The organism is Actinokineospora enzanensis DSM 44649 (assembly GCF_000374445.1).
Taxonomy (GTDB): Bacteria; Actinomycetota; Actinomycetes; order Mycobacteriales; family Pseudonocardiaceae; genus Actinokineospora; species Actinokineospora enzanensis.
In genome coordinates this window covers 139006-160292 of record NZ_KB894406.1, presented here as the reverse complement: position 1 = coordinate 160292, position 21287 = coordinate 139006, and the positions used below count along the sequence as shown (strand labels likewise).

Annotated in this window: 20 protein-coding genes; 6 read left to right on the top strand and 14 right to left on the bottom strand. The window is 71.8% G+C overall.

Annotated features, from left to right (window positions below):
* Window positions 1–122: 122 nt before the first annotated feature.
* Together C503_RS0107630 and C503_RS0107625 are read left to right on the top strand one after the other, a co-directional pair.
* Window positions 123–3011, top strand: a complete 2889-nt coding sequence (locus tag C503_RS0107630) for a helix-turn-helix transcriptional regulator (protein WP_084476861.1) — start codon at window positions 123–125, stop codon at window positions 3009–3011.
* Between the two features lie 135 nt (window positions 3012–3146).
* Entirely contained in the window at window positions 3147–3413 is a 267-nt protein-coding gene (locus C503_RS0107625; RefSeq protein WP_018681593.1) for a DUF4342 domain-containing protein, read from the top strand.
* 281 nt (window positions 3414–3694) lie between these two features.
* Here the strand turns inward: C503_RS0107625 and C503_RS0107615 are convergent, their stop codons facing one another.
* On the bottom strand, window positions 3695–4579 hold the full coding sequence (locus C503_RS0107615; RefSeq protein ID WP_026316062.1) for a DNA-3-methyladenine glycosylase family protein: 885 nt from the start codon (window positions 4577–4579) through the stop codon (window positions 3695–3697).
* Between the two features lie 117 nt (window positions 4580–4696).
* Window positions 4697–6235: an alpha/beta hydrolase gene (locus C503_RS0107610; protein WP_018681590.1), complete on the bottom strand. Its 1539-nt coding sequence runs from the start codon at window positions 6233–6235 to the stop codon at window positions 4697–4699.
* A gap of 238 nt (window positions 6236–6473) precedes the next feature.
* Here C503_RS0107610 and C503_RS0107605 point away from each other — a divergent pair, with 238 nt between their 5' ends.
* The 3 genes from C503_RS0107605 to C503_RS38495 all read left to right on the top strand — a co-directional run bounded on the left by C503_RS0107605 (window position 6474) and on the right by C503_RS38495 (window position 8805).
* Window positions 6474–7301, top strand: coding sequence for a polysaccharide deacetylase family protein (locus C503_RS0107605; protein WP_245572427.1), 828 nt, complete (start codon window positions 6474–6476; stop codon window positions 7299–7301).
* Window positions 7302–7347: 46 nt separating this feature from the next.
* A complete protein-coding gene (locus C503_RS0107600) occupies window positions 7348–8160 on the top strand; it encodes an SDR family NAD(P)-dependent oxidoreductase (RefSeq protein ID WP_018681588.1) in 813 nt (270 codons plus the stop codon).
* Window positions 8161–8364: 204 nt separating this feature from the next.
* A complete protein-coding gene (locus tag C503_RS38495) occupies window positions 8365–8805 on the top strand; it encodes a MarR family winged helix-turn-helix transcriptional regulator (RefSeq protein WP_018681587.1) in 441 nt (146 codons plus the stop codon).
* Here the strand turns inward: C503_RS38495 and C503_RS0107590 are convergent, their stop codons facing one another.
* From C503_RS0107590 to C503_RS38480, 12 genes are all read right to left on the bottom strand, one after another.
* A complete protein-coding gene (locus C503_RS0107590) occupies window positions 8806–9486 on the bottom strand; it encodes a response regulator transcription factor (RefSeq protein WP_026316061.1) in 681 nt (226 codons plus the stop codon).
* 128 nt (window positions 9487–9614) lie between these two features.
* Window positions 9615–10811: a sensor histidine kinase gene (locus tag C503_RS0107585; RefSeq protein ID WP_018681585.1), complete on the bottom strand. Its 1197-nt coding sequence runs from the start codon at window positions 10809–10811 to the stop codon at window positions 9615–9617.
* A gap of 72 nt (window positions 10812–10883) precedes the next feature.
* On the bottom strand, window positions 10884–11765 hold the full coding sequence (locus C503_RS0107580; protein ID WP_018681584.1) for an undecaprenyl-diphosphate phosphatase: 882 nt from the start codon (window positions 11763–11765) through the stop codon (window positions 10884–10886).
* A gap of 46 nt (window positions 11766–11811) precedes the next feature.
* On the bottom strand, window positions 11812–13056 hold the full coding sequence (locus C503_RS38490; RefSeq protein ID WP_018681583.1) for an MFS transporter: 1245 nt from the start codon (window positions 13054–13056) through the stop codon (window positions 11812–11814).
* 16 nt (window positions 13057–13072) lie between these two features.
* Complete coding sequence (locus C503_RS0107570; protein ID WP_051114769.1) at window positions 13073–13999, bottom strand: TauD/TfdA dioxygenase family protein; 927 nt, start codon at window positions 13997–13999, stop codon at window positions 13073–13075.
* A 53-nt stretch (window positions 14000–14052) separates the two neighbouring features.
* On the bottom strand, window positions 14053–14808 hold the full coding sequence (locus tag C503_RS0107565) for an HpcH/HpaI aldolase family protein (protein WP_026316060.1): 756 nt from the start codon (window positions 14806–14808) through the stop codon (window positions 14053–14055).
* Window positions 14805–15752 carry a PLP-dependent cysteine synthase family protein gene (locus C503_RS0107560; RefSeq protein ID WP_018681580.1) on the bottom strand — a complete coding sequence of 316 codons (948 nt, stop codon included), beginning with the start codon at window positions 15750–15752 and terminating at the stop codon, window positions 14805–14807. Before C503_RS0107560 ends, C503_RS0107565 begins: the two co-directional genes overlap by 4 nt.
* Window positions 15742–17061: an ATP-grasp domain-containing protein gene (locus tag C503_RS38485; RefSeq protein WP_018681579.1), complete on the bottom strand. Its 1320-nt coding sequence runs from the start codon at window positions 17059–17061 to the stop codon at window positions 15742–15744. The genes C503_RS0107560 and C503_RS38485 overlap by 11 nt, the downstream gene beginning before the upstream one ends.
* Window positions 17058–17819 (bottom strand): ATP-grasp domain-containing protein, encoded by a 762-nt coding sequence (locus C503_RS0107550; RefSeq protein WP_018681578.1) that lies wholly within the window; start codon window positions 17817–17819, stop codon window positions 17058–17060. Before C503_RS0107550 ends, C503_RS38485 begins: the two co-directional genes overlap by 4 nt.
* Window positions 17816–19069, bottom strand: coding sequence for an ATP-grasp domain-containing protein (locus C503_RS0107545; protein WP_018681577.1), 1254 nt, complete (start codon window positions 19067–19069; stop codon window positions 17816–17818). The genes C503_RS0107550 and C503_RS0107545 overlap by 4 nt, the downstream gene beginning before the upstream one ends.
* Window positions 19070–19191: 122 nt before the next feature.
* A complete protein-coding gene (locus C503_RS0107540) occupies window positions 19192–20001 on the bottom strand; it encodes a PIG-L family deacetylase (RefSeq protein WP_018681576.1) in 810 nt (269 codons plus the stop codon).
* A gap of 3 nt (window positions 20002–20004) precedes the next feature.
* Window positions 20005–20568, bottom strand: a complete 564-nt coding sequence (locus tag C503_RS38480; protein ID WP_245572426.1) for a helix-turn-helix domain-containing protein — start codon at window positions 20566–20568, stop codon at window positions 20005–20007.
* A gap of 163 nt (window positions 20569–20731) precedes the next feature.
* Here C503_RS38480 and C503_RS0107530 point away from each other — a divergent pair, with 163 nt between their 5' ends.
* Window positions 20732–21238 carry a MarR family winged helix-turn-helix transcriptional regulator gene (locus C503_RS0107530; protein WP_018681574.1) on the top strand — a complete coding sequence of 169 codons (507 nt, stop codon included), beginning with the start codon at window positions 20732–20734 and terminating at the stop codon, window positions 21236–21238.
* Window positions 21239–21287: the final 49 nt, after the last annotated feature.

Sequence of the window (21287 nt, the reverse complement as noted above, 5' to 3'; positions counted from 1 at the left end):
CCACCGAGAATCGCGTCCACCCTGGTGGACGTTTTACCGTCCGATGGGGAACAGGGTCGCCCACTCACGAACATGCGGGATCGCGCGATGACCTCCATGGAGCAGGAGGAGGAGCAGGGGGCATGGGGTTGACGAGTGGGGCCGACCTGGCGTTGCCGGTACGGAGAATCGGGACTCCGGACATGGTGGGACGGGACGAGGAGTCGGCCCTGTTGCGGTCGGCGCTCGGGGCGGCCCGGCGGGGACGGGGTTCGGCGGTCTTCCTGGCAGGCGAGGCCGGGCTGGGCAAGACGCGGCTGTTGCGGGACGTGACGGGAACGGCGGGACGGGCCGCGGTGCTGCGTGGACGGGCCACGACGTCGTCGGCGCAGTTCCGGCCGTTGTCGGAGGCGTTGTCGTCGGTGCTGCGGCACGGGACGGTGCTCGATGCCGCGGAACTCGCCCCCTACCGTCCCGCTCTGTCCCGTTTGGTCCCGGAATGGCGGGCGCACCGGGTGCCGGGCGCGGACGACTCGCTGGTGGTGCTCGCCGAGGCGGTGTTGCGGTTGTTGCGGCTGCTCGGCGCGGACCACGGGTGCCTGCTGGCCCTGGACGACCTGCACGACGCCGACGCGGACACCCTGGCCGTGGTCGACTACCTGGTGGACAACCTCGCCGCCGAGCCGGTGCTGCTCGTCGGCACCCTCCGGCCCGACCCGGGACCGGCGGTCGACCTGGTCCGGGCGGCGCGCAGGCGCGGGGTGGCGACCGCGCTGGAACTGTCGCACCTGGACGAGACCGGGGTGCGCCTGCTGGTCGCCGGGTGCCTGGGGCTGGACCCGGCCGCCGCGCAGGTCGCCGAGCTGGCCCGGCTGGTGGGTGACGGCGAGGGCAACCCGTTCTACGTGGAGGAACTGCTGGCCGAGATCGTCGGCGGCGGCCCGGGACCCACGGGTCCGGCCCGCGCGTCCGGTCCGGGAGTCCCACCCGCGGTGCTGTCCTGTGTCACGACCCGGGCGGACCGGCTCGGGCCGGACGGGTCACGGGTGTTGCGCGCGGCTGCGGTGTTCGGGCACCGGTTCCCGGCGGAACTCGTGCACGTCGTGGCCGGTGTGGACGAGGTCGCCCTGCTCGACGTACTGCGCGCGGCAGTCGGGGCACGCCTGGTCGTGGTGGACGACGGGGGTTACGCGTTCCGGCACGCGTTGACCGCGGACGCGTTGCGGGCCGGGTTGCTGCCCCAGGAACACGCCGCACTGGCGGCCCGTGCCGCGCGGGCGGTGGAACAGGCCCGTCCCGATCTGCCTGATGAGTGGTGTCTGCTCGCCGAGCAGTTGTGGGAGCGGGCGGGAGAGACCGGTCGGGCCGCCGAGTTGCTCGCCACGGCGGGACGTCGGGCGGCCGGTCAGGGCGGTCTCGGGACGGCCATCGCGTTGCTGGAACGTGGTCTCGACCTGCTCGGGGGTTCCGATCCGACGCCGGTGCTGGCGCCGCTGCTGGACGCGCTCGTCGCGGCGGGCGAGGTGGTGCGGGCGGCGGAGCTCGGCACCCGGTTCACCGTGCGCGCCACGCCGGACGTGCGGGCCGCGGTGCACCTGCGGCTCGCACGAGCCGCGGCGGCGAGCGGGCAGTGGGAGGTGGGACGGCGGGAACTCGACCTGGCCCGCGCGCTGCCGGTCGTGGCGGATCCGGGGTTCGCGGCCCGGGTCGACGTCGTGGCCGCGCAACTCGCGTTCACCGATCCCGGAACGGGACGGCTGGCCCGCGCGGAGGAACTCGCGACCCGCGCGTTGCGGGCGGCGACCCAGGCGGACCTGCCGGACACCGCGTGCGAGGCGTTGGAGGTGCTCGGGACCTGCGCGCGCGTCCGGGACCTGGACGAGGCGGAGTCGCTGTTCAGCCGGGCGCTCGACCTGGCCGACGGGCACGACCTGGTGCTGTGGCGGATCCGGCTGCTGTTCGACCTGGGCGCGCAGGCCGGTATCCGCTCCGGTGACCCGGCGGGCCTGGTCGAGGCGCGGGACGCCGCGTTGGCGGCCGGGGCGTTGGTGACGGCGTTGGACATCGTCGCGGAACTGGCCGTCGTGCACCTGACGCGTGGCGATCATGTCGCGGCGGAACGCGGTGCGCGGGAGTGCGAGGAGACGGCGCGACGGCTGCGGCTGGGCGACATGGCGGTGACGGCGTTGGGGTTGCGGGTCTGCGTCAGCGCTCACCAGGGGCGGCGGGCGGAGACGATGGCGCTGTTCGAGGAGTACGAACGGCTCGGTGGCGCGGACTGCGACTTCACGTCGGCGCTGTGGGGTTTCGGCATGGCGTTCTGCTCGCTGCTGGAAGAGGACCGCGCGCGGGCCTTGGCCGAGTTCGAGCGCGCGATGGCGGCGGAGGCGGACCGGCCGCCGCAGTATGTGTCGTTCGCGCACGGGCCGCGGTTGCTGCTGGCGGTGCTGACCGGCGCGGACGCGGACGTCGAGGCGGTACGGCACTCGGCGAGCGGGCAGGCCCGGTGGAACCGGTCGTTCCTGGCCGCGGCCGACGTGGTCCTCGCCGCCCGCGCGGGCCGACTCGACGAGGCGTCCCGGCTGGTCGACGAGTTCCAGGTCGTTGCGGAACCGTTCCCACTCGCCCGCAACCTCGGCCTGCGCCTCCTCGCCGAGACCGCGATCGACGGCGGCTGGGGTGACCCGGCGCGCTGGTTGCGGGAGGCGGAGGCGTACTTCCACGCCCTGCCCGCGCCTCGGGTGGCCGCGGCGGCCCGTGGGTTGTTGCGGCGCGCGGGCGAGTCGGTGCGGCAACGGCGTCGGGGTACCGATGCTGTTCCATCGGAGTTGCGTTTGTTGGGCGTGACGGCGCGGGAGTACGACGTGCTGGTGTTGGTGGCGGACCGGCTGACGAACCGGAAGATCGGCGAGCGGCTGTTCCTGTCCCAGCGCACGGTGGACTCGCACGTGTCGAACCTGCTGGCGAAGACGGGACAGCAGGACCGGGGTTCGCTGGTGGAGCGCTACGCGGAGGTACTCGGCTCGCGGTAGTCGAGCACGGCTCCCTCGTCCACCCCTATGCGGACGCGCCCCTGAATCGGGCGGGTCGTCGGGTTTTCCGGGTTCTGCGGTGGTGTGGGGCCGTGGGACGGTCGGCGGGAACCGTCGTCATCGAGGGAGAGTGTCGTGAGCGGGACGCAGTCGGCGCAGGAACGGGGCAAGGCGCTGGTGACGCAGGTCAAGCGCATCGTGCACGAGGGCAATGTGCGGCGGGTGCTCATCAAGAACGAGCGGGGGCGCACGCTGCTGGAGATCCCGGTGACCGCGGGCGTGGTGGCCGCGCTGGCGGCGCCGGTCGTCACCGCGCTCGGGGCCATCGCCGGGTACACCCGCCAGTGGTCGATCGAGGTCGAGCGCCTCGACGACCCGCCCGGCAAGCGTCGCGGGCGATGAGAACCGCGCGGGTGCTGGTGGGTCTGGTGCTGCTGGCGTTGTGCGTGGTGAGCATGGTCGACCTGATCGACGCGGGCGCCACCCAGGTGCTGGTCCCCTAGTCCGGTGAGTCTGGTGCGCGGGATCCGTGATCCGCGTGGTCTCTGGGCGTGCGGGCGGGAAGCCGCACGTACCGGGTTGTACTTGGGCTTTCCGCCCGTGCGGCCGGAGGCCGCGCGGGCGCGGATAGCGTGCGCCGGACTTGCCGGACAGCGCCTAGCGGCACGGATGAGCCCGGCCGATCAGGAACCGGCGCGGAGGTAGTGGGCCCAGTAGCCCTGGTGCGGGCCGTAGTGGGTGGCGAGCCGGGTGAACTCGGACGCGGTCACCGGGCCGTAGACCTTCGCCGCGGCGCGGAGGGCCTCCTTGTCCGGTTCCGCCCGGTCCATCCGGCCGAGGCCGCGGATCAGGATGAAGTTCGCCGACCAGGGGCCGATGCCGGGCAGGGCGAGGAGGCTGTCGCGCACCCGGACGTAGGCGCCGGTGCGCAGGTACTCCTCGTCGAGTTCGGCCCAGCCGCGCAGGCCCGCGTGGAGGTAACCGGCCTTGCGGGGGTTGCCGATCAGGCGTTGCAGGGTGGGCTCGTCCAGCGACAGCAGCTGGTCCAGGTCCGGGAACGCGGACAATGTCACGCCATCGAGGGTGACGGTGTTGGCGAAGTGGTCGACGATGGCCTGTTTCGTGCGGCGGGCCAACGGCAGCGGAACCCGTTGGCAGAGCACCGCCCAGCAGAACAGCTCCAGCGGTGACGGGAACTTCACCTGGTGATACCCGTGCAACCGCGCCACGACCCGGGCGAACGGCGGGTCCGCGGCGGCGCGCGCGTAGAACTCGGTCAGGTCGTCGTCGAGACCCAGGTGGGAGGTGAGCCGGTTGGCCACCGCCTCGACGGTGTCGGGGTCGGCCGTGGTCAGCTCGCACCGCAGCGCACCATCCGAAGCGGACAGTCGGGCCCCGACGACCGTCCCGTTCTCCCGCAATGCCTTGGTCAACGCACGCGGCGCGACCGTCTGCTCACCCGCGGTGGCCGGGAACGCGCCGATGAACCGCAGGGTGGCGGTGAAGTCGAAGGGCGCGGTCACGGGCAGGACCATGCTCGTGGGCATCAGCGCGGTGGTCGGGGTCATGGGTTCCTCCTTCGCGCCCATGATGCGTCCGAGCACCGACAATCCGCCTCCCGAGCCGACCACCCGACGTTCGGTGACGAGCGTGGCGCGCGGGCGGGCTGCCCGCGCGCCCGCGTGTCAGGTGGTGGCGAGGAACGGGTTGGCGTCGATCGCGCAGACCTGGTCCGGGGCCGGGAACGTGCCGTCGATCAGGTACTCGCGCTTGACCTGTTCCGTGCAGGTGCTCGGCGACAGCATCGTCGAGTGGCCATAGCCCTCGGTCACGAAGACGCGGGCGCGGGCCAGCTCGGCGGCGCCGTCGCGGGCGCCGTGCAGCGGGGTCGACGGGTCGTAGCGGTTGTTGATGACCAGGATCTCCGCCGACGTCCGGCGGTTCCACGGGCCGGTGTACCGGTCGGTGTCCTCGGGCCGCCAGTAGGCGCAGGTCATCATGTCCAGGGCGCCGATCCGGCCGAAGTACGGGACGCGCTGGTCCTCGGACCGGGCGTACGCGCTGTAGACGGCCGGATCGGTCGGGACGTCGCTGTCGGCGCACTGGATCGCGTTGAACGCCTCGGTGCGGTTCGACGTGTACGGCTCGCCACGCGGGGCGACCAATGCCGCGGGCGTGTCGTACAGGCGTTGCAGGAGGGTGGCGATGTCGGGCCAGCCGCTGACCGCGGACAGGTCGGCGGCGGTGTTCAGGATCCCGGAGTACGTCCACGTCTGTGGACCGTCATCGCCCTGGATCGTGATCGGGGCCTGGCCTGCCCGGGTCATGATCTCGGTCCACTTGGCCCGCGGGTCACCCGAGGAGAAGGCGCACCGGGGGCCCGCCTCGGTGCACAGCCGGAGGAACTGGTCGAAGGTCTCCGAGATGCCGCGCGGTACATCCTGGCGAGTGTCCAGCGGCACGGTCCGACCATTGCCCCGACCTGTGGCGTTGCCGATGAAGTCCATCGAGCCGTCGAACACCATCGCGCGTACGCGGTCCGGGAACAGGTTCGCGTAGGTGGCGCCGAGGTAGGTGCCGTACGAGATGCCGTGGTAGGTCAGCTTCTGGTCGCCCACCGCGCGTCGGAGCAGGTCCAGGTCGCGGGCGGTGTTCGCGGTGGACGCGTGCCGCAGGATCGGGCCTGCGTGCTGCTCGCAGCGGAGCGCGAGCTCCTTGGACGCGTCGTAGAACGCCTGCTCGCCGCCCGGGTCGCCGGGCATCTCGGGGAATGATCCGAGGAACGCCTGCTGCTCGGCGAGCGTGTCGAAGCAGCGCACGGCCGCGCTGTTCGCGATGCCGCGCGGGTCCCAGGACACCACGTCGAACCGGGCGCGCAGCTCCGCCGAGAACAGCCACGGCCACCGCCCGCGCTCGCGCAGCCGTTGCAGGCCGGAGCCGCCGGGGCCGCCGAAGTTGACGAACAGTGTGCCGATCCGGTGCGCCGGGTCGGTGGCGGGCAGCTTGATCACGGCCAGGTCGATCCGGGCGCCCAGCGGCCGGTCGTAGTCCAGCGGCACCGTGGCCGTGGCGCATTGGAAGCCGTCCTGGCAATCGGCCCAGGTCAGGTGCGGTACCGCGGCCGTGGGCTTGGCGGCGGCGGGCAGCGCGGCCGCCGCGCAGAGCACGGCGCCGAACAGGGCACCGAGCGCGCGGCGGCCGCGAGCGGTCAGGAAGCGTGCCAAGGGAGAAACCTTTCCGATCCGACAAAACACCCCAGTGATCGGGTTCTGTATACCGGTCCGCCGCCGCGCCGTCACGGACCTGGACACAGCCCCGACCGGGTGAGCGCACTCCCAAACCCCCAAATGACCACTGTGGACGGTCGGGATCGACCGCACAGCACCGGTAATGGCTTCGTCATCGGATTCCCAAGCTCCACCCGGCCGCCCCGGCCCGCCCTCGGTGCTCTACCGTGAACCGGTGCGATGCCCCGCCCACGGCCTGAACCGCCGGTCGTTTCTCGGAATGCTCGGTCTCGGACTCGCCACCACGGTGGCCGGGTGCGCCACGAACCCCGATCGGCCCACGAACACCACCGACCCCACCGCCGCCCCGCCCCCGTCCTCCGACCCGGTCGCCACGCCGAGCCCGTCGTCGCGCAAGCACGGCCAGACCGCGCAGGCGGGCAAGGTCACCCGCGGCCCGGCGGGCACCCACGACATCGCCCTCACCGTCGACGACGGCTACTGCGACGACTGCGTGGCCGGGTACGTCGACTTCGCCCGCCGCACCGGCATCCACCTCACGTTCAGTCCGAACGGGACGTACGCGCACGCCTGGGCGCCGCAGGCGGCCACGCTGAGGCCGTTGGTCGAGCGCGGCCAGGTGCAGATCATGAACCACACGTTCAGCCACCCCGACCTGCGCAAGCTCAACGACCACCAGATCGAGGGCGAGCTGGACCGCAATGAACAGTGGGTGAACAGCACCTTCGGCACCACCACCCGCCCGTACTACCGCCCGCCGTTCGGGTTCCACAACCCGCGCGTCGACGCCGTCGCCACCCGGAGCGGGTTCACCAGCATGGTCCTGTGGAACGGCTCCTACAGCGACTCCGAGGCGATCACCCCGGAGTTCCTGATGGACCAGGCGCGCAAGTACCTCACCCCGGGCACGATCATGCTCGGGCACGCCAACCACCCGACCGTGCTGGGCCTGTTCGGCCAGATCCAGGACCTGCTCAAGGAACGCGCCCTCGTGCCGGTGACCCTGGACGAGATGTTCGGCACCGACCGGCCGCGGCGCTGAGCGGTGTCCACAGTGGAGTGTCGGCCCCGGGGGTAGGGTCGTACCCGTGACCAAGACGATCCTGATCACCGGCGCGACCGACGGGCTCGGCCGTGGACTGGCCGAGGCGCTCGCGCGCGAGGGGCACCGCGTGCTGGCACACGGCCGCGACACCGCACGGCTCGACCGGGTGGGCGTGGAGCTCGGCATCCCGGCGGGCGACCGGCTGCGGGCGGACCTCGCCGAGCTGGACCAGGTCCGCGCGCTGGCGGCCGACACCCGCGCCGCCACCGACCGGCTCGACGTGCTGGTCGTCAACGCCGGGATCGGCGGCGGCGAGCCGGACGGGCGGGACCGCCGGGTCAGCGCGGACGGCCACGAGCTGCGGTTCGCGGTCAACCACCTGGCCGGGTTCCTGCTCACCCTGGAGCTGCTCCCGCTGCTGCGCGCGTCGTCCCCGGCGCGGGTGGTGCTGGTGTCGTCGTTGGGCCAGCGGGCGCTCGACTTCGACAACCTCATGCTCGAACGCGGCTACGACGGATCGCGCGCGTACTGCCAGAGCAAGCTCGCCCAGATCATGTTCGGCATCTCGCTGGCCGAGCGCGTGCCCGCGGCCGAGGTCACGGTCAACAGCCTGCACCCGGCCACGTACATGCCGACGAAGATGGTGCTGCTGGAGCGCGGCAGCCACCTGGAGGAGCTCTCGGTTGGCGTGAACGCCGTCCGGCGGCTGGCCGTCGACCCGGACGTAGCGGACACCAGCGGCGCGTTCTTCGACCGACTGGCCGAGAGCACGGCCGACTCGCAGGCCTACGACCGGGAGGCGCGGGAACTGTTGTGGCGGCGCAGCCTCGAACTGACCGGCGCGCCCGGGCTCTGACGGGTTCGCTTGCCAGACCGGCGAGTTCGCATACGGGAGCGACTCCCGTGGGCACCCACTGCCACGCTCCCGAAGTGCCCGTTCACCACGCGCGCTTCCGCTCGACGCTGACCTGCCGTTATCCCGGCGCGAAGCGGCCCGGTCGGTCCATATAGGACAACCATTGACCCGGCCCGGCCAGGTCGGGGGCGTTACTGTTGACGGGTGACCGCCGCCGATTCCCCGACGGAGCACCTCCGCCTGGTCCAGGACGTGTCCCGACTGCTGCTGGCGGTCGCCGACCGCCTGCAGGACGACTTCGCGGCGTGCGCGGCCCGGTTGGGCCTGACCGGGGCGCAGACGAAGGTGCTGATGGCGCTCGAACCCGGCGAGGCGGTCCCGATGCGCAAGCTCGCCGAACGCCTCCGGTACGACCCGTCGAACCTGACCACGCTGATCGACCGCCTGCAGGACCGCGCCGCCGTCATCCGCAGGCCCGACCAGGTCGACCGCCGGGTCAAGGCCCTCATGCTCACCGCGGAGGGCGAACGCCTGCGCGTGGACTTCATGCGCTCGCTGACCGCCGCCGCGGGACCGTTGGGGCATCTGGACGAGGGTCAGCTGGAAATCCTCCGCAAGGGCCTGCACGCCGCCCTCTCCCGCTGATCACTGCCGGGGCCGCTCCAAGCGGTACCCGTGGCCGCGAACGGTGGAGATCTCCGGCGTCTGCGGGTTGACGGCGAGCTTGCGGCGCAGGGCGGCGATGTGGACGTCGAGGGTCTTGGTGGAGCCGTACCAGTGCGCGTCCCAGACCTCGGTCATCAGCGTGTCTCGGCTGACCGCGACGCCGGGCTCGGCGGCGAGCCGCGCCAGCAGGTCGAACTCCTTGGCGCGCAACGGGATCTCCTGGCCCGCGACACTGACCCGCCTGCCCGCCGGGTCGACGCGCAGGGCGCCGACCGCGATGGCGGGCTGACCGGGCAGGCCGACGGGACCGCGCCGCAGGTGAGCGCTGACGCGGGCGAGCAGCTCACCGAGGCGGACGGGCTTGGTGAGGTAGTCGTCGGCACCCGCCTCCAGGCCGACGACGACGTCCATCTCGTCCTGCCGGGCGGTGAGGATGACCAGCACGGCGTGCGGCAGGACGGCGCGCAACCTGCGGCAGAGGTCGACGCCGTCGAGATCGGGGAGGCCGAGGTCGAGCAGCACGAGGTCGACGGCCGGGTGCCCGGCGAGGGCCGCGGCGCCGGTGGTGACCCAGGTGACGTCGTGGCCGTGCAGGCGCAGGCTGGACTCCAGGGCCTGACCGATCGTCGGGTCGTCCTCCACGAGCAACACATGCGGCACGTGCCGAGGGTAGTGGTGGTCGGCCCGCGCCGGTCGGTCGTTCAACAAGTCAACATCCAGTGGTGCGACCCAGGATGTCGGCCGGGTATGGGCGGGTCGAGACGCGGTCGACGTCCCGGGTCGCACCACTAGTGGGTCGGCAGGAGCAGGGTGAACCTGGTCGGGGTGGTCGAGGCCAGGACCAGGCGGCCGCCCTCGGCCTCGGCGAGACGGCGGGCGAGCGGGAGGCCGATGCCGTCGCCGGGGGCGAACGGGTCCAGGTCGGGGAAGGCGCCCTCGTCGGCGACGTCGATGGCGAGGGTCTCGCCCGCGTCGCGGGCGGTGATCGTGACGGCGCCGGTGCCGTGGGTCTGGGCGTTGTCGAGGAGGACCTGCAGGATCTGACGGACGGCGGCGGAGGAGGCGTGGGGGTCGGGGGCGCCGTGGGCGGTGATGTGGAGGGGGCGGTCGTGGTGGGCCTCCCAGGCGGTGCGGGTCTCGGCCAGGAGGGTGGGGAGGTCGGTTTCCGCGGCCGTGGGAGTTGCGCGGGCGAGGGTGAGGAGGTCGTCGACTGTGCGCTCCAGGCGGTCGGTGGTCTCCAGGCAGGCGCGGATGGTGTCGTAGGGGTCGGTGTGGGGGTCTTGGAGGGCGGACTCCAGTTGTAGGCGGAGGCCGGTCAAGGGGGTGCGGAGCTGGTGGGAGGCGTTGGCGGAGAAGGCGCGTTCTCGGTCGAGGGTTTCGCCCAGGCGGTGGGCGGTGGAATCGAGGGAGGCGCCTACGGAATCTATTTCGGGAATGCCGGTTCGAGCGGTTCGCACCGTGAAGTCGCCATTGCCGAGGGATCGGGCCGCGGTGGTGAGGGTTTCGAGCGGGTGGGCGAGTCTGGCGGCCATGCGACGGGCCGCCAGCCAGGAGAGGGTCAGGGCCAGCGCGGCCAGGACGGTCATCGCCAGCCAGGTGAGACCGGTCTGGCGGATTACCTCGCCTATGGGGGTGGCGACGCGGACCGTGCCGGTTTCCGCTGGGACGGCTACGACCATTTCGGTGGTCGTGGTGTGGTGGGTCACCTCGTTGTGCTCGGTTGCCTCCTGGACGGCCTGGTCGGCGGTGGGTGGGCCGGAGCCGAGGGTGCGGATGCCGGATGGGCTGTACCAGGCGATGGTGTCGTCTTGGAACTCTGCGGGGATGGTGGTGCGGGAGATGGCCACCCGGGCGGCTACGCGTTCGAGTTCCGCGCGTTCGTTGTGGAGGTAGTACTTGGCGATGCTCAGGGCAAGGGGGAGGCCGAAGAGGGTGGTGGCGAGGATGGCCGCGGCCAGGGCCAGAAGGATGATGCGTTTTCGCACTGGGTCAGTGTGGGGGTGAAGGGGTTGTCGCGCCGGACGGCTCGCCGGTTCTTTTCGTGTTGCCGCCGGTGGTCAGGAGAACGATAGCCATGTCAGTGCCGCCGTTCCGGCCAGGACGCAGTAGATGGCGAACGGGGTGAGGGTTTTGGAGTGGAAGTAGGCGGTGAGATATTTGACGGCCAGGTAGGCGGAGGCGAAGGAGGCGATGCTGCCCGCGATGACCTGACCACCGATGCCCGCACCGAGCGGACCGAAGAGGTCGGGGATCTTGAGCAGGCCCGCCGCCAGGATGACCGGGGTGGAAAGCAGGAAGGAAAAGCGGGCGGCGTCCTCATGGGACAGACCGCGCACCAGGCCGGTGATCATGGTGAGGCCGGAGCGGCTCAGGCCGGGCAGGAGGGCCAGTACCTGGGCGGTGCCGATGAGGAGGCCGGACTTGGTGGTCATGGTGCTCAGCCGGGTGTCCTGGTCGGTCGGCGCGGGGGCCTGCGGTTCGGTGCGGCGGCGAAGGCGTTCGCCCAGGAGGAGGAGCAGGCCGTTGGTGATGAGGAACGCGGCGGCCGGGATGGGTTTGCCCAGGGTGGTCCGGAAGAGGTGTTCCAGGAGCAGGCCGCAGACACCGACCGGGATGGTGCCGATGATGAGCAGCCAGGCCAGGCGTTCGTCCGGCGTGGTGACCCGGCGGTGGCGGACCGACGAGACCAGGCCGCCGACGATGCGGACCCAGTCCCGCCAGAAGAAGACCAGCAGCGCGGCGGCGGTGGCCACGTGCAGGCCGACGATGAAGGCCAGGTAGGGGGACTCCGGCGTGGAGACGGAGAGGTCTTCCGCCCAGCGGCCGCCGATGATGGCCGGGATGAGGATGCTGTGGCCCAGGCTGGAGACCGGGAACAGTTCGGTTACGCCCTGGAACGCGCCGACCACGATGGCTTCCAGGTAGCTCAGGTGGGTCACATCGGCACGATAGGGACAGGCGGGCCAGGGGGTGGCAAGCGAGAGGTTAACCGGATTTTGCCTGACCGGGTTCCGTGGTCGGGAGCTTGAGGCGGGTGGTGCCCAGGACGGCGGCCAGGCAGATCACGATCATGGTGAGCCAGGTCGTCGCGAGGCCGAGGGAGAGTAGCCAGGTGAGGAGGAACGGCGCCACCGCTCCCCCGAAGCTCCACGACAACTGGAACGCCGCCATGTAGCGGCCGGTCATGCCGGGTGGGGAGATCTCCGACAGGAGTGTGTTCAGGATCGGATCCTGCGCCATCTCCGCCACCGTGAAGGTCACCAGCGCGATGAACATCCCCGGGATCACCATCCACTCAGGCACCACCGACATCAACCACATCAACGCGAACGACCCCGCCCACAGCACCGACGCCAACCGCAACACAGCCGGATGGGACAAGGCGCGCAGGGCCCGGGTAGTCAGAGTCTGGGTCGTCGACACCAGAACCGTGTTCACCGTGAACAACGCACCGCCCACCCACGGCGGCTGGTGCAGCTCCTGTGTCACATAGACGACCAACAGGATCGTGAGAACGTTGGCGCACATGACAAACGCCAGGTTCACCGCGGTCACCATCGCCAGGGCACGATCTCGGACCAGCTGTCGATAGCCCCCGAACGGGTTCGACCCACTCTGTCGAGCGGACTCCCCCGCCGCATCCGGAGTCCGCCACCGCAGCACCAGAAAAGCCGCCAGCACGAAACTGGCCGCGTTCAGGCCCGCGAACAGGTAGTACACCCACTGGCTGCCCGACCCCACCGCGACCGCGCCGATGAGACCGCCCAGGCCGAAGCCCGCGTTGCGGGTCATCGACTGCAAGGCGAACCAGCTCGTGCGTTGTGGGGCCGGGATCACCGTTCCCACCAGAGTGCGGATCGCCGTCCAGAAGGTGCTCTGGCCCGCGCCCGCCAGGAAGGTCACCACGACGACCAGCCACACGGTGTCGGCCAACAGGTAGCCCGCGAACGCCGCCGCGCCCACCAGGTTGCCCCACACCAGCACCGCGCGGGCGCCGTAGCGGTCGATCAGCGGGCCGACCACGAGGGACATCGGGATGGCCAGGAGGCGGGCGATGGTGAGGCTGACGCCGACCACGGGCAGGGTCAGGTCCGTGGTGTAGAGGAAGTAGACGACGCCGAAGGGCATGAACAGGCCGGTGCCGACGCTGTCCACGGCGAGGGCGGCGACCAGGCCGCCGTGGCCGCGGATGGACGGCAGGGCCAGGCGGTCGGCCAACGATCTGGTCATGCGGTCCTCGCTGTCGTCATTCCACCGGGGGTGTGTAGTGCGCGGCGTCGTCGCCTTCGAGCAGGTAGCTCTTGCCGCCGTCGACACCGACCGGCACATCCCCGGCGATGGTGACGCGGTGAAGCATGCGGGGCTGGTCGTCGTAGTCGTCGGGGCCGTAGTGCTGGGTGTTGCGGTTGTCGAACAGGACGAGGTCGCCCGGGGTCCAGCGGACGCGCAGGACGTTCTCCGGGCGGATGACGTAGCGCTGGAGCATGTCCAGGATGGCGCGGGACTCGCTGATGGAGTACCCGACCAGCTGCTGGGCGAAGCCGCTGACGAACAGGCCGCGCTCGCCCGACTCCGGGTGCACGCGGACGACCGGATGGACGGACTTGTAGATGGTGGCCAGGAACATCTTGCGGTACTCGTCCGCGCGGTCGGTCGACAGCAGTGGCTGGCCTGCGTCGTTGGTGTGCACCGCCCACAGCTTGTCGGCCAGCTCGCGCAGTTCGCGGGGCAGGTCGAGGTAGGCGGCGGCCTGGTTGGCGATCAGCGTGTTGCCGCCGTACGCGGGGATGACGATGCCGCGCAGGGTGCTGGCCTTGGGCGGGGTGCGCACGAACGTGCAGTCGGTGTGCCAGTGGTTGGCCCGGTGGTCGTCGCCGTCGATCGGCAGTACCTCCGGCTTTCCGTCCACCGAGGGCACGCCGGTCGGGTGGGCCTTGGTCAGCGGGCCGAAGCGGGCGGCGAACTCCAGTTGGGACTCGTCGGTGAGGTTCGCGCCGCGGAACACCAACGCCTTGTGCGCCAGCAGGGCCGCGTTGAGGTCGCGGACGACGTCGTCGGCGAGCGGGCCACCGGGGTCGACGCCGACGACCTCCGCGCCGATACGGCCGCCGATCCGGTGGATGTCGAAGCCTGCCACGGTGTGTCCTTTCGCCAGACTGGGTCTGCGGACCATGCTCGTCCGGTCGTTTCCCCGCGTCATGGGCCGACGGTCCCGCGCGGGTGGGATCAGCCGCGCACGCCGCGTAATGCCGCGGTCGCCGCCTCCTCCAGCAGCATCAGGTCGCAGGACACGGTGGCGAAGGTGAATCCGTCCGCCAGGCGCTTGGCGGCGGTGGCCGCGTCCGGGCAGTGCACGCCCGCCGCGATCCCGGCCCGCTCGGCGGCCGCAGCCACCCGGTCCAGGGCCTCGGTCAGGCGGTCGGCGACGGCCGGGTCGCCGAAACCGGTGCCGCCCAGGGCCAGGGTGAGGTCGAACGGTCCCACCAGGACACCGTCGATCCCGTCGACCGCGCAGACGGCGTCGATGTCGGCCAGCGCCTCGGCGGTCTCGATCATCACCACGCAGGCGACCCGGCCGTTCGCCTCGGCGGGCGTGCCTGCGCCGCGCGGTTCCGCCCGCATCGGCCCGTAGCTGCGGTTCCCCTCGGGCACGTAGCGGCAGGCACGGGCGGCCGCCGCGGCCTGGGCGGCGTTGTCGATCATCGGCACCACGACGGCCTCGGCGCCCAGGTCGAGCGCCCGGCCGATGGTCACCGCGTCGTTGCCCGGCACGCGGGCGATGCCCACGGCGCCGTCGCGGGTGGCGATGTGCGTCAACACGGTCAGCCAGGCGCGTTCGTCCAACAGTCCATGTTGACCGTCCACACAGAGGAAGTCGAAACCCAGGCCCGCCAACGATTCCGCGCCGATGGCGTTGTCCGTGACGACCCAGGTGCCGATCATCCGGCGACGTTCCCGTAACGCCGAAGCGAACCCGCTCACGCCTGTTCCTCCCCCAGTGACTCCCACATGGACAGATACCGCTCGCCGGTGTCCGGGAACACGGTCACCACGGTCTTGCCCGCGAACTCCGGGCGCCGCGCCACCACACGGGCCGCGAACGCCGCCGCGCCCGCGGACACCCCGACGAAGATCCCCGCCTTCGCGGCCAGTTCCTTCGTCGCCAGACCGGCGTCCTCATCGGACACGGTGATGATCTCGTCGATGCTGCCCACGTCGGTCACCTCGGCCACGAACCCCGGCCCGATCCCCGGGATCCGGTGGATGCTGTGCTCGCCCCCGGACAGCACCGGCGACTTGGCCGGTTCGACCGCGACCACGTGCAGGTCCCGACGTTCCTTGATGTAGTGCGCGATCCCGGTCAACGTGCCGCCGGTGCCGACCGTGCACACCAGCACGTCGACCTCGCCGCCGGTCGCCTCCCACACCTCGGGGCCGGTGGTGTCGTAGTGCGCGGCCGTGTTGTCCGGGTTGAACGCCTGGTTCACCAGCCACGCGCCCGGGATCGACGCCGCCACGGCCTCCGCCCGCGCGATCGTGCCCGGCAGGCCCTCCTCGTGCGGGGTGGTCACCAGCTCCGCGCCGAACGCCCGCGCGATGCCGCGCCGCTCCTCGGTCGCGTTGTCCGGCATGACCAGCACGTACCGGTGGCCGCGCGCCGCGCACAGCCCGGCCAGTGCGATGCCCATGTTGCCGGAGGAGTACTCCACCACCGTGCCGCCCGCCGGGTCGAGCAGCCCGGCCTGCTCGGCCGCGACCAGCATGTGCAACGCGGGACGGTCCTTCACGCTCGACATCGGGTTGAACAGCTCCAGCTTGGCCAGCAGCCTGGTCTCGGCCGGGACGTCCGGATAGGACAGCCGGACCAGCGGCGTGCGGCCGACCAGTTCCTCCAGGCGGGTGGCGTAGCGGCGGTCATCGGGCATTTCCGGTCCCCTCGCTCATGCCCGCCAGGCGCGCCCGGCGGGCCGTGGGCTCCACGCCGCCCGCGCCCAGCCGCAGCGCGCCGAGGAACCAGTCCTCCAGCTCGCGCATGCGGCGGACGCTCTCCGCGCGGGTCGGCGCGGCGATCACGTACGTGACCAGGAAGTCCGCGGCGTAGGCGGGCTCGTCGAGCACGTCCCCGGCGCGGATGAACAGGTTCTGCTTGCGCACCCAGTCGAACGGCGGCTCCCCTGGCATCTCCTCGACCACGCCGGGCCGTTTGAGCAGGGCGAGCTGGCCGGTGAGGGTCAGCGGGACGAGCCGGGGCGCGCCGGGGGTGAACGGCAGCGGGAGGCCGACCTGGGCGCGGATCCACGCCTCGGTCGGGTCGATGTCGAACAGCGCGCGCTGGATGTCGCGCTGGGCGGCGCCGCCGGTACGGCAGGCGATCTCGCCGAGCACGACCCGGTCGTCCTCGGTGTGGAAGATCTCCGCGTGGAAGGCGAAGTCGCGGGGTGCGGGCAGCGCGGCGATGCATTTGTCCGCGCAGTCCAGCAGGCGCGGGGTCAGCGGGTCGTCGGCGTCGAGGGTGACGTCCAGCCTGCCGCCCCGGTCGCCCTGGAAGGCGGCGAGGGCGTAGAGGTACTGCGAGGGCCAGGCGTAGATCATCTGACCGTCCACGACCAGACCGTCCACATGGCACATGGTCTCGGACACGAAGTTCTCCACCTTGAGGTTGCCGTGCCCGCCGATGATCGGCTCGCCCTCGTCGGCGAGGAACGCGTGCAGCGCCTCGGGGGTGCGCAGGATCCGCACGCCGAGCGACCCGGCGCCGTCGCGCGGCTTGACCACCACCGGGTAGCCGTGCTCGTCGGCGAAGGTCAGCAGGTCGAGTGCGCATTCCAGGTCCCGGTACGCGGCGACCTCGACCCCGGCGGCACGCACGGTGTCCTTCATCAGCATCTTGTTGCGGTACGGCAGTACGCTCTCGTACCGCTGGCCCGGCAGGTCGAGGATCTCGCGCAGGCGAGCCGCGCGCTCCAGGTCCTGCTCCTGCGGGGCGATGATGTGGCGGATGTCGTACTTCCGGGCCAGTTCCAGCACGCGGGCCTCGACGCCGCCGCCGAACTGGTAGCCGCTGATCGCCTCGACATGGGTGTAGCCGCTGTCCGGGCCGGGCAGCTCCTCGCCACCCAGCTCCAGGTGCTCGCGGGAGGCGAGCAGCAGCAGGTCGCCGTCGTAGTCGGCCAGCCACCGGTCGTAGGGGGTGTCCTTGAGGGAGTTGCGCAGGTGCAGGATCAGGACGCTCATCCGGTCACCTCCTCGATCGCGAGACCTGCCTGCTGTCGGGCGGCGTCACGGCCGGACGCCCAGGTGTCGACGACATCCACGTGCGGCTCGCCGTCGAACAGGACCACGTGCACGACGGGTGGCCCGCCCGGGTCGGGCAGGGCGTCGATGGCGGCATGGACGAGATTTGGGCCGGGGACCCGGTAGCGGACAGCGGGTTCGATCGTGCCGGGTTCGGCCACCAGACCCGGGAGGTAACGCAGGTCCGGGGTGAAGGTGGCGGCGGCGAACGCGGTGATCTCGTCCTCGGTGGACAGTCGAGCCAGGACCGGCCAACCCCGGTCGCGAGTGGACCGCACGCGCAGCGGGTAGCCCCAGAGATGGGCGTACCAGTGCAGATCGGCGGCACGGTCGACCTGTCCGTACGGGACGACCGGCAGACCGACACGGCTCAAGCGCTTGCGCTGCACGAGAAGGTCCACGGCCGCGATCGCGGCGGCCCGTCCCTGACCGGGCAGGCGCAGGTGGTCGCGGAGGGCGCCCGCGCGGATCGCGTCGGCGGGGGCGAGAGCGACCAAAGCCGTGACCGGCTGGTCGAGAGCGGCCAGCTCGACGGCGCCGGACGTGGCGTAGTCGGCGAACGTGCGGACGGCCGAGTAGTGCGTCGGGATGTCGTCGGCGGCGCGGTCGGTGAACAGGATCAGGTCGTCGCCGTCGTCCAGCCAGTCGCGGTAGGGCGGCAGCGGGCCGTCGGCGCGATCGAGGATCAGGGTGCTCACGCGCCCACCTCCGCCTCGACGGTGATGCGCACGGACTCGGCGATCAGCTTCTCGCACTGGGTGGCGGCCGCGTGCGAGTCCGCGCCGGACACCGCGACCAGGCCGAACCGGTCGAAGTCGTCCTGGAGCGGGCCGACCCGGCTGCCCACCGACACATACGTCTCGGCCGCGATCACCTCCGGCCGCTCCTTCAGCTCGTCGACCCCCGCGATCGCACCGACCACACCGGACTCGCCGTGCAGGAACCGCACCGCCGCACCGCCGTTCGGGGTCGGCCGCTCGGCCAACGGCTCGACCAGGCCGAACGGCCAGCCGAGGGCATAGCCGACCAGGTCGATGCCATACGCGGACCGGACCAGGTCCAGGATGCGGTCGCCGCCGCCGCGGTTGTGCCCCTCGATCACGACCGGCCCGTCGGCGCCGAACCGGATCTCGGTGTGGCTGACGCCGTCGCGCAGTCCCACGGTGTCCAGGAACTCGGTGGTGACGGCGACGATCTCGGACTCCAGCTCCGGCTTGATCCGGGCGGGCAGGGTATGCCCGAGCTCGGCGAAGTGGCCGGGGGCGATGTCCTTCTCGGTCACCGCGACCACGATGTGCCTGCCGCCGAAGCTGAACGACTCGACGCTGAACTCGGGGCCGTCGACGAACTCCTCCATGATGAAGTCGGTGATCGTGAACAGCGCCGCCGGGCCGCGGTCCATGCCGTGCTCGCGGGTGTGCGCGATCCACTGCCACAGCGCCGCCGCGTCCGCGGGCCCGTCGACCCGTTTGACGCCGAAGCCGCCCGCGGTGTCGGTGGGCTTGACGATGAACGGGTAGCCGTGGTCGGCGCCGAAGGCGAGCAGGCTGCGTTCGTCACGCACCAGCTCGAAACCGATGGTCGCCCGAAAACCCTTGTCCCGCAGGTGTTCCCGCATGACGGCCTTGTTCAGCAGCAGGTGGCTCACGTCGTAGCCGGTGCCACCGAGGCCGTAGCGGTCGTTGACCCGACCGGCGATCTCCAGCCCCGGGTCGGTGAGCGAGACCGCGGCGGCGAAGCCCCAGCGCCGGTGCGCGAACTCGGCCAGCGGGCCGCTGACGGTCCAGTCGGTGTACTCGACCAGGAACGTCTCGTCGGCCAGCTCGGCCTGGGCGGGCTCGAACTTGCTCTTGTGCTGTAGCAGGATCACCCCGAGGCCCAGTTCCTTGGCCGTGCGGACGGCCTCCGTCGGGTGCCCGACTAGCAGCAGGGTCCGGTCGGGGTTCACGGGTCGACTCCCTCGCTGTCGCCTGCCGCCCGCGGGACGCGCGGGCGTGTCTCCAGGGTGCTGGTCCGCGGTCCGCCCGTCGTGGGTCACCGATCCCGGGTGCGCTGGGATCGGTGACCCGGTCAGCCGGGCAGTCCGGCGAACAGGTCGGTCTCGGTGATGCCGGGCCCCTGGCCCGCGCGGATGTAGAACTCGGTGCCGAAGGCGAAGCGGAAGCCCTCCTCCGGCATGGCCAGCCAGACGGACTTCTCGCTCACCTGGCTGGCGTGCGCGCGGATGGCGGCGCGCTTGTCCAGGGCGTGCGCGGACACGTCGATGGCGGCGGTGATCTCGGACTCCGGGGAGCCGAAGGTGTCCAGGAACTCCTCGTCGGCCGGGCCGGGCAGCTCCATGCCCGCCTGGACGGCCCGAGCGGCGAAGGCCTTGCGGCCGCGGCGCATCCGGTCGCGGTTGACGGTCTGCTGGTAGACGCGGGGCGTTCCGGCGAGGTCGGCGGCGCGCAGGCCGACGCGGTGGACCTGGATGTGGTCGGGGTGCCCGTAGCCGCCGTGGCTGTCGTAGACGGTCAGCACGTCGGCGGCCTCCGCGCGCAGGATCGCCGCGAGCCGCTCGGCGGCCTCGTCCAGGTCGGCGGCCCAGAAGGCGCCGGGCTCGGTGTTGGTGGCCGCGCCCATCATGCCGGAGTCGCGGTAGCCCAGGAATTCCACGCGGTGCACGCCGAGCAGCCGCGCGGCCTCCTCGGTCTCGGCGACCCGGCGGGACGCGAGCGACTCGCCCGGTTCGAGCACGCCCGGCACGACCTCGCCCAGCTCGCCCCGGGTGGCGACGACCAGCACCGCCCGGTGGCCGTCGGCGGCGGCCTTGCGCAGCGTGCCGCCGCAGCAGATGGCCTCGTCGTCGGGGTGGGCGTGGAAGGACACCAGCGTGGCCACGGGTCAGCCCGCCCGCTCGGCGGCCAACCCGGCCACCTCGTCCAGCGGGTCGCGCCTGCCGGGGCCCTCGGTCGCGCTCTGCGCCACCAGCAGGTAGCCGCGGCACCAGACGGTGCGGATGGCCAGTCCGAGCGGCCGGATCCGCCTGCGCAGCCGCATGATCTGCAGGTCGAGGGCGTTGCGCTGTTCGGCGTTGCCGGGCAGGCAGTGCTGCAGCACCTCGCGCGGCACCAGCACGCCGAAGTCCTGGGCGAGCCGGGCCAGCACGCCCGCGCCGACCGGGGAGATGGCCACCGCGCGGCCGCCGTAGCGGAGCACGCCGCCCTCGTCGACCCGGGGCACCACGTGCACGTCGGCCCGCGCGCGGAGGGCGGCGATACGGGCAAGAAGGTCGGCCTTGCTGACCGGCAGCCGGACCCAGTCCTCCTTGACGTCGGCGGTGATCGGCGGCTCGGCCTTGCCCTCCAGGACGAGCAGGCGCAGCGCGCCCTCCTCCCGGTAGCGGTCCAGGGTGCTTGCCTCGGCAGGCCAGCGCACCACCTTCACGTCCTGTACCTGCACGGACACCCTGACCACTCCCTCAGCTCGACGAACCCCGGGGTCTCGCACGTCGACCGGACCGGCCGATCCGGTGGGTCACGATGGTTTCACACTACGCATCATTCCACCGATAGAACCATTACATGTCCGATATTATTCAGTTCTGATGACTACGGGCTACCATCGGCCTGTGGTGGAGAAGACGAGCGAGGCGCCGCCCGCGAACGCGCGCCCCGAGGCCCGCGGCGGTGCCGCCTTCCTGCTCACCCAGCTGGGGACCCATGTCGCGCAGCGGTTCGCCGACCGCACCACCCGGCTGGGGGTGACCCCGCCGCAGCTGGGGGTGCTGTGGTGGCTGCGGCAGTCGCCTGGGCAGAGTCAACAGGCGCTGGCCAGGCACTTCGGGCTGCAGCCCAGCCGGGTGGTGACCTTCGTGGACGAGCTGGAGGACCTGGGCTTGGCCGCTCGCGGCCGGGACCCGCACGACCGGCGGGTGCGCACGGTGTCGCTGACCGAGCTGGGCGAGCGGACCGTGGACGCGGTGGGTCGGGCGATGGCCGAGCACGAGGACGAGGTGACCGCGCCGCTGAGCACCGAGGAACGCAGGCAGCTGGTGGACATGCTGATACGACTGGCCGCGCACGCCGGACTGTCGCCCGGCGTGCACCCCGGCTTCCGCTCCCTCGGTCGTGCCTGATTCCTCCCGCCACCCACCCCCACGTCCCCGCCCGGCATCGTTCCCGACC

Excerpts from the sequence above, each read along its gene's own strand:
- C503_RS0107630 (WP_084476861.1), top strand. The coding sequence starts at position 123 with ATGGGGTTGACGAGTGGGGCCGACCTGGCGTTGCCGGTACGGAGAATC.
- C503_RS0107615 (WP_026316062.1), bottom strand. The coding sequence starts at position 4,579 with ATGACCCCGACCACCGCGCTGATGCCCACGAGCATGGTCCTGCCCGTG.
- C503_RS38490 (WP_018681583.1), bottom strand. The coding sequence starts at position 13,056 with ATGACCAGATCGTTGGCCGACCGCCTGGCCCTGCCGTCCATCCGCGGC.
- C503_RS0107570 (WP_051114769.1), bottom strand. The coding sequence starts at position 13,999 with ATGGTCCGCAGACCCAGTCTGGCGAAAGGACACACCGTGGCAGGCTTC.
- C503_RS0107560 (WP_018681580.1), bottom strand. The coding sequence starts at position 15,752 with ATGCCCGATGACCGCCGCTACGCCACCCGCCTGGAGGAACTGGTCGGC.
- C503_RS38485 (WP_018681579.1), bottom strand. The coding sequence starts at position 17,061 with ATGAGCGTCCTGATCCTGCACCTGCGCAACTCCCTCAAGGACACCCCC.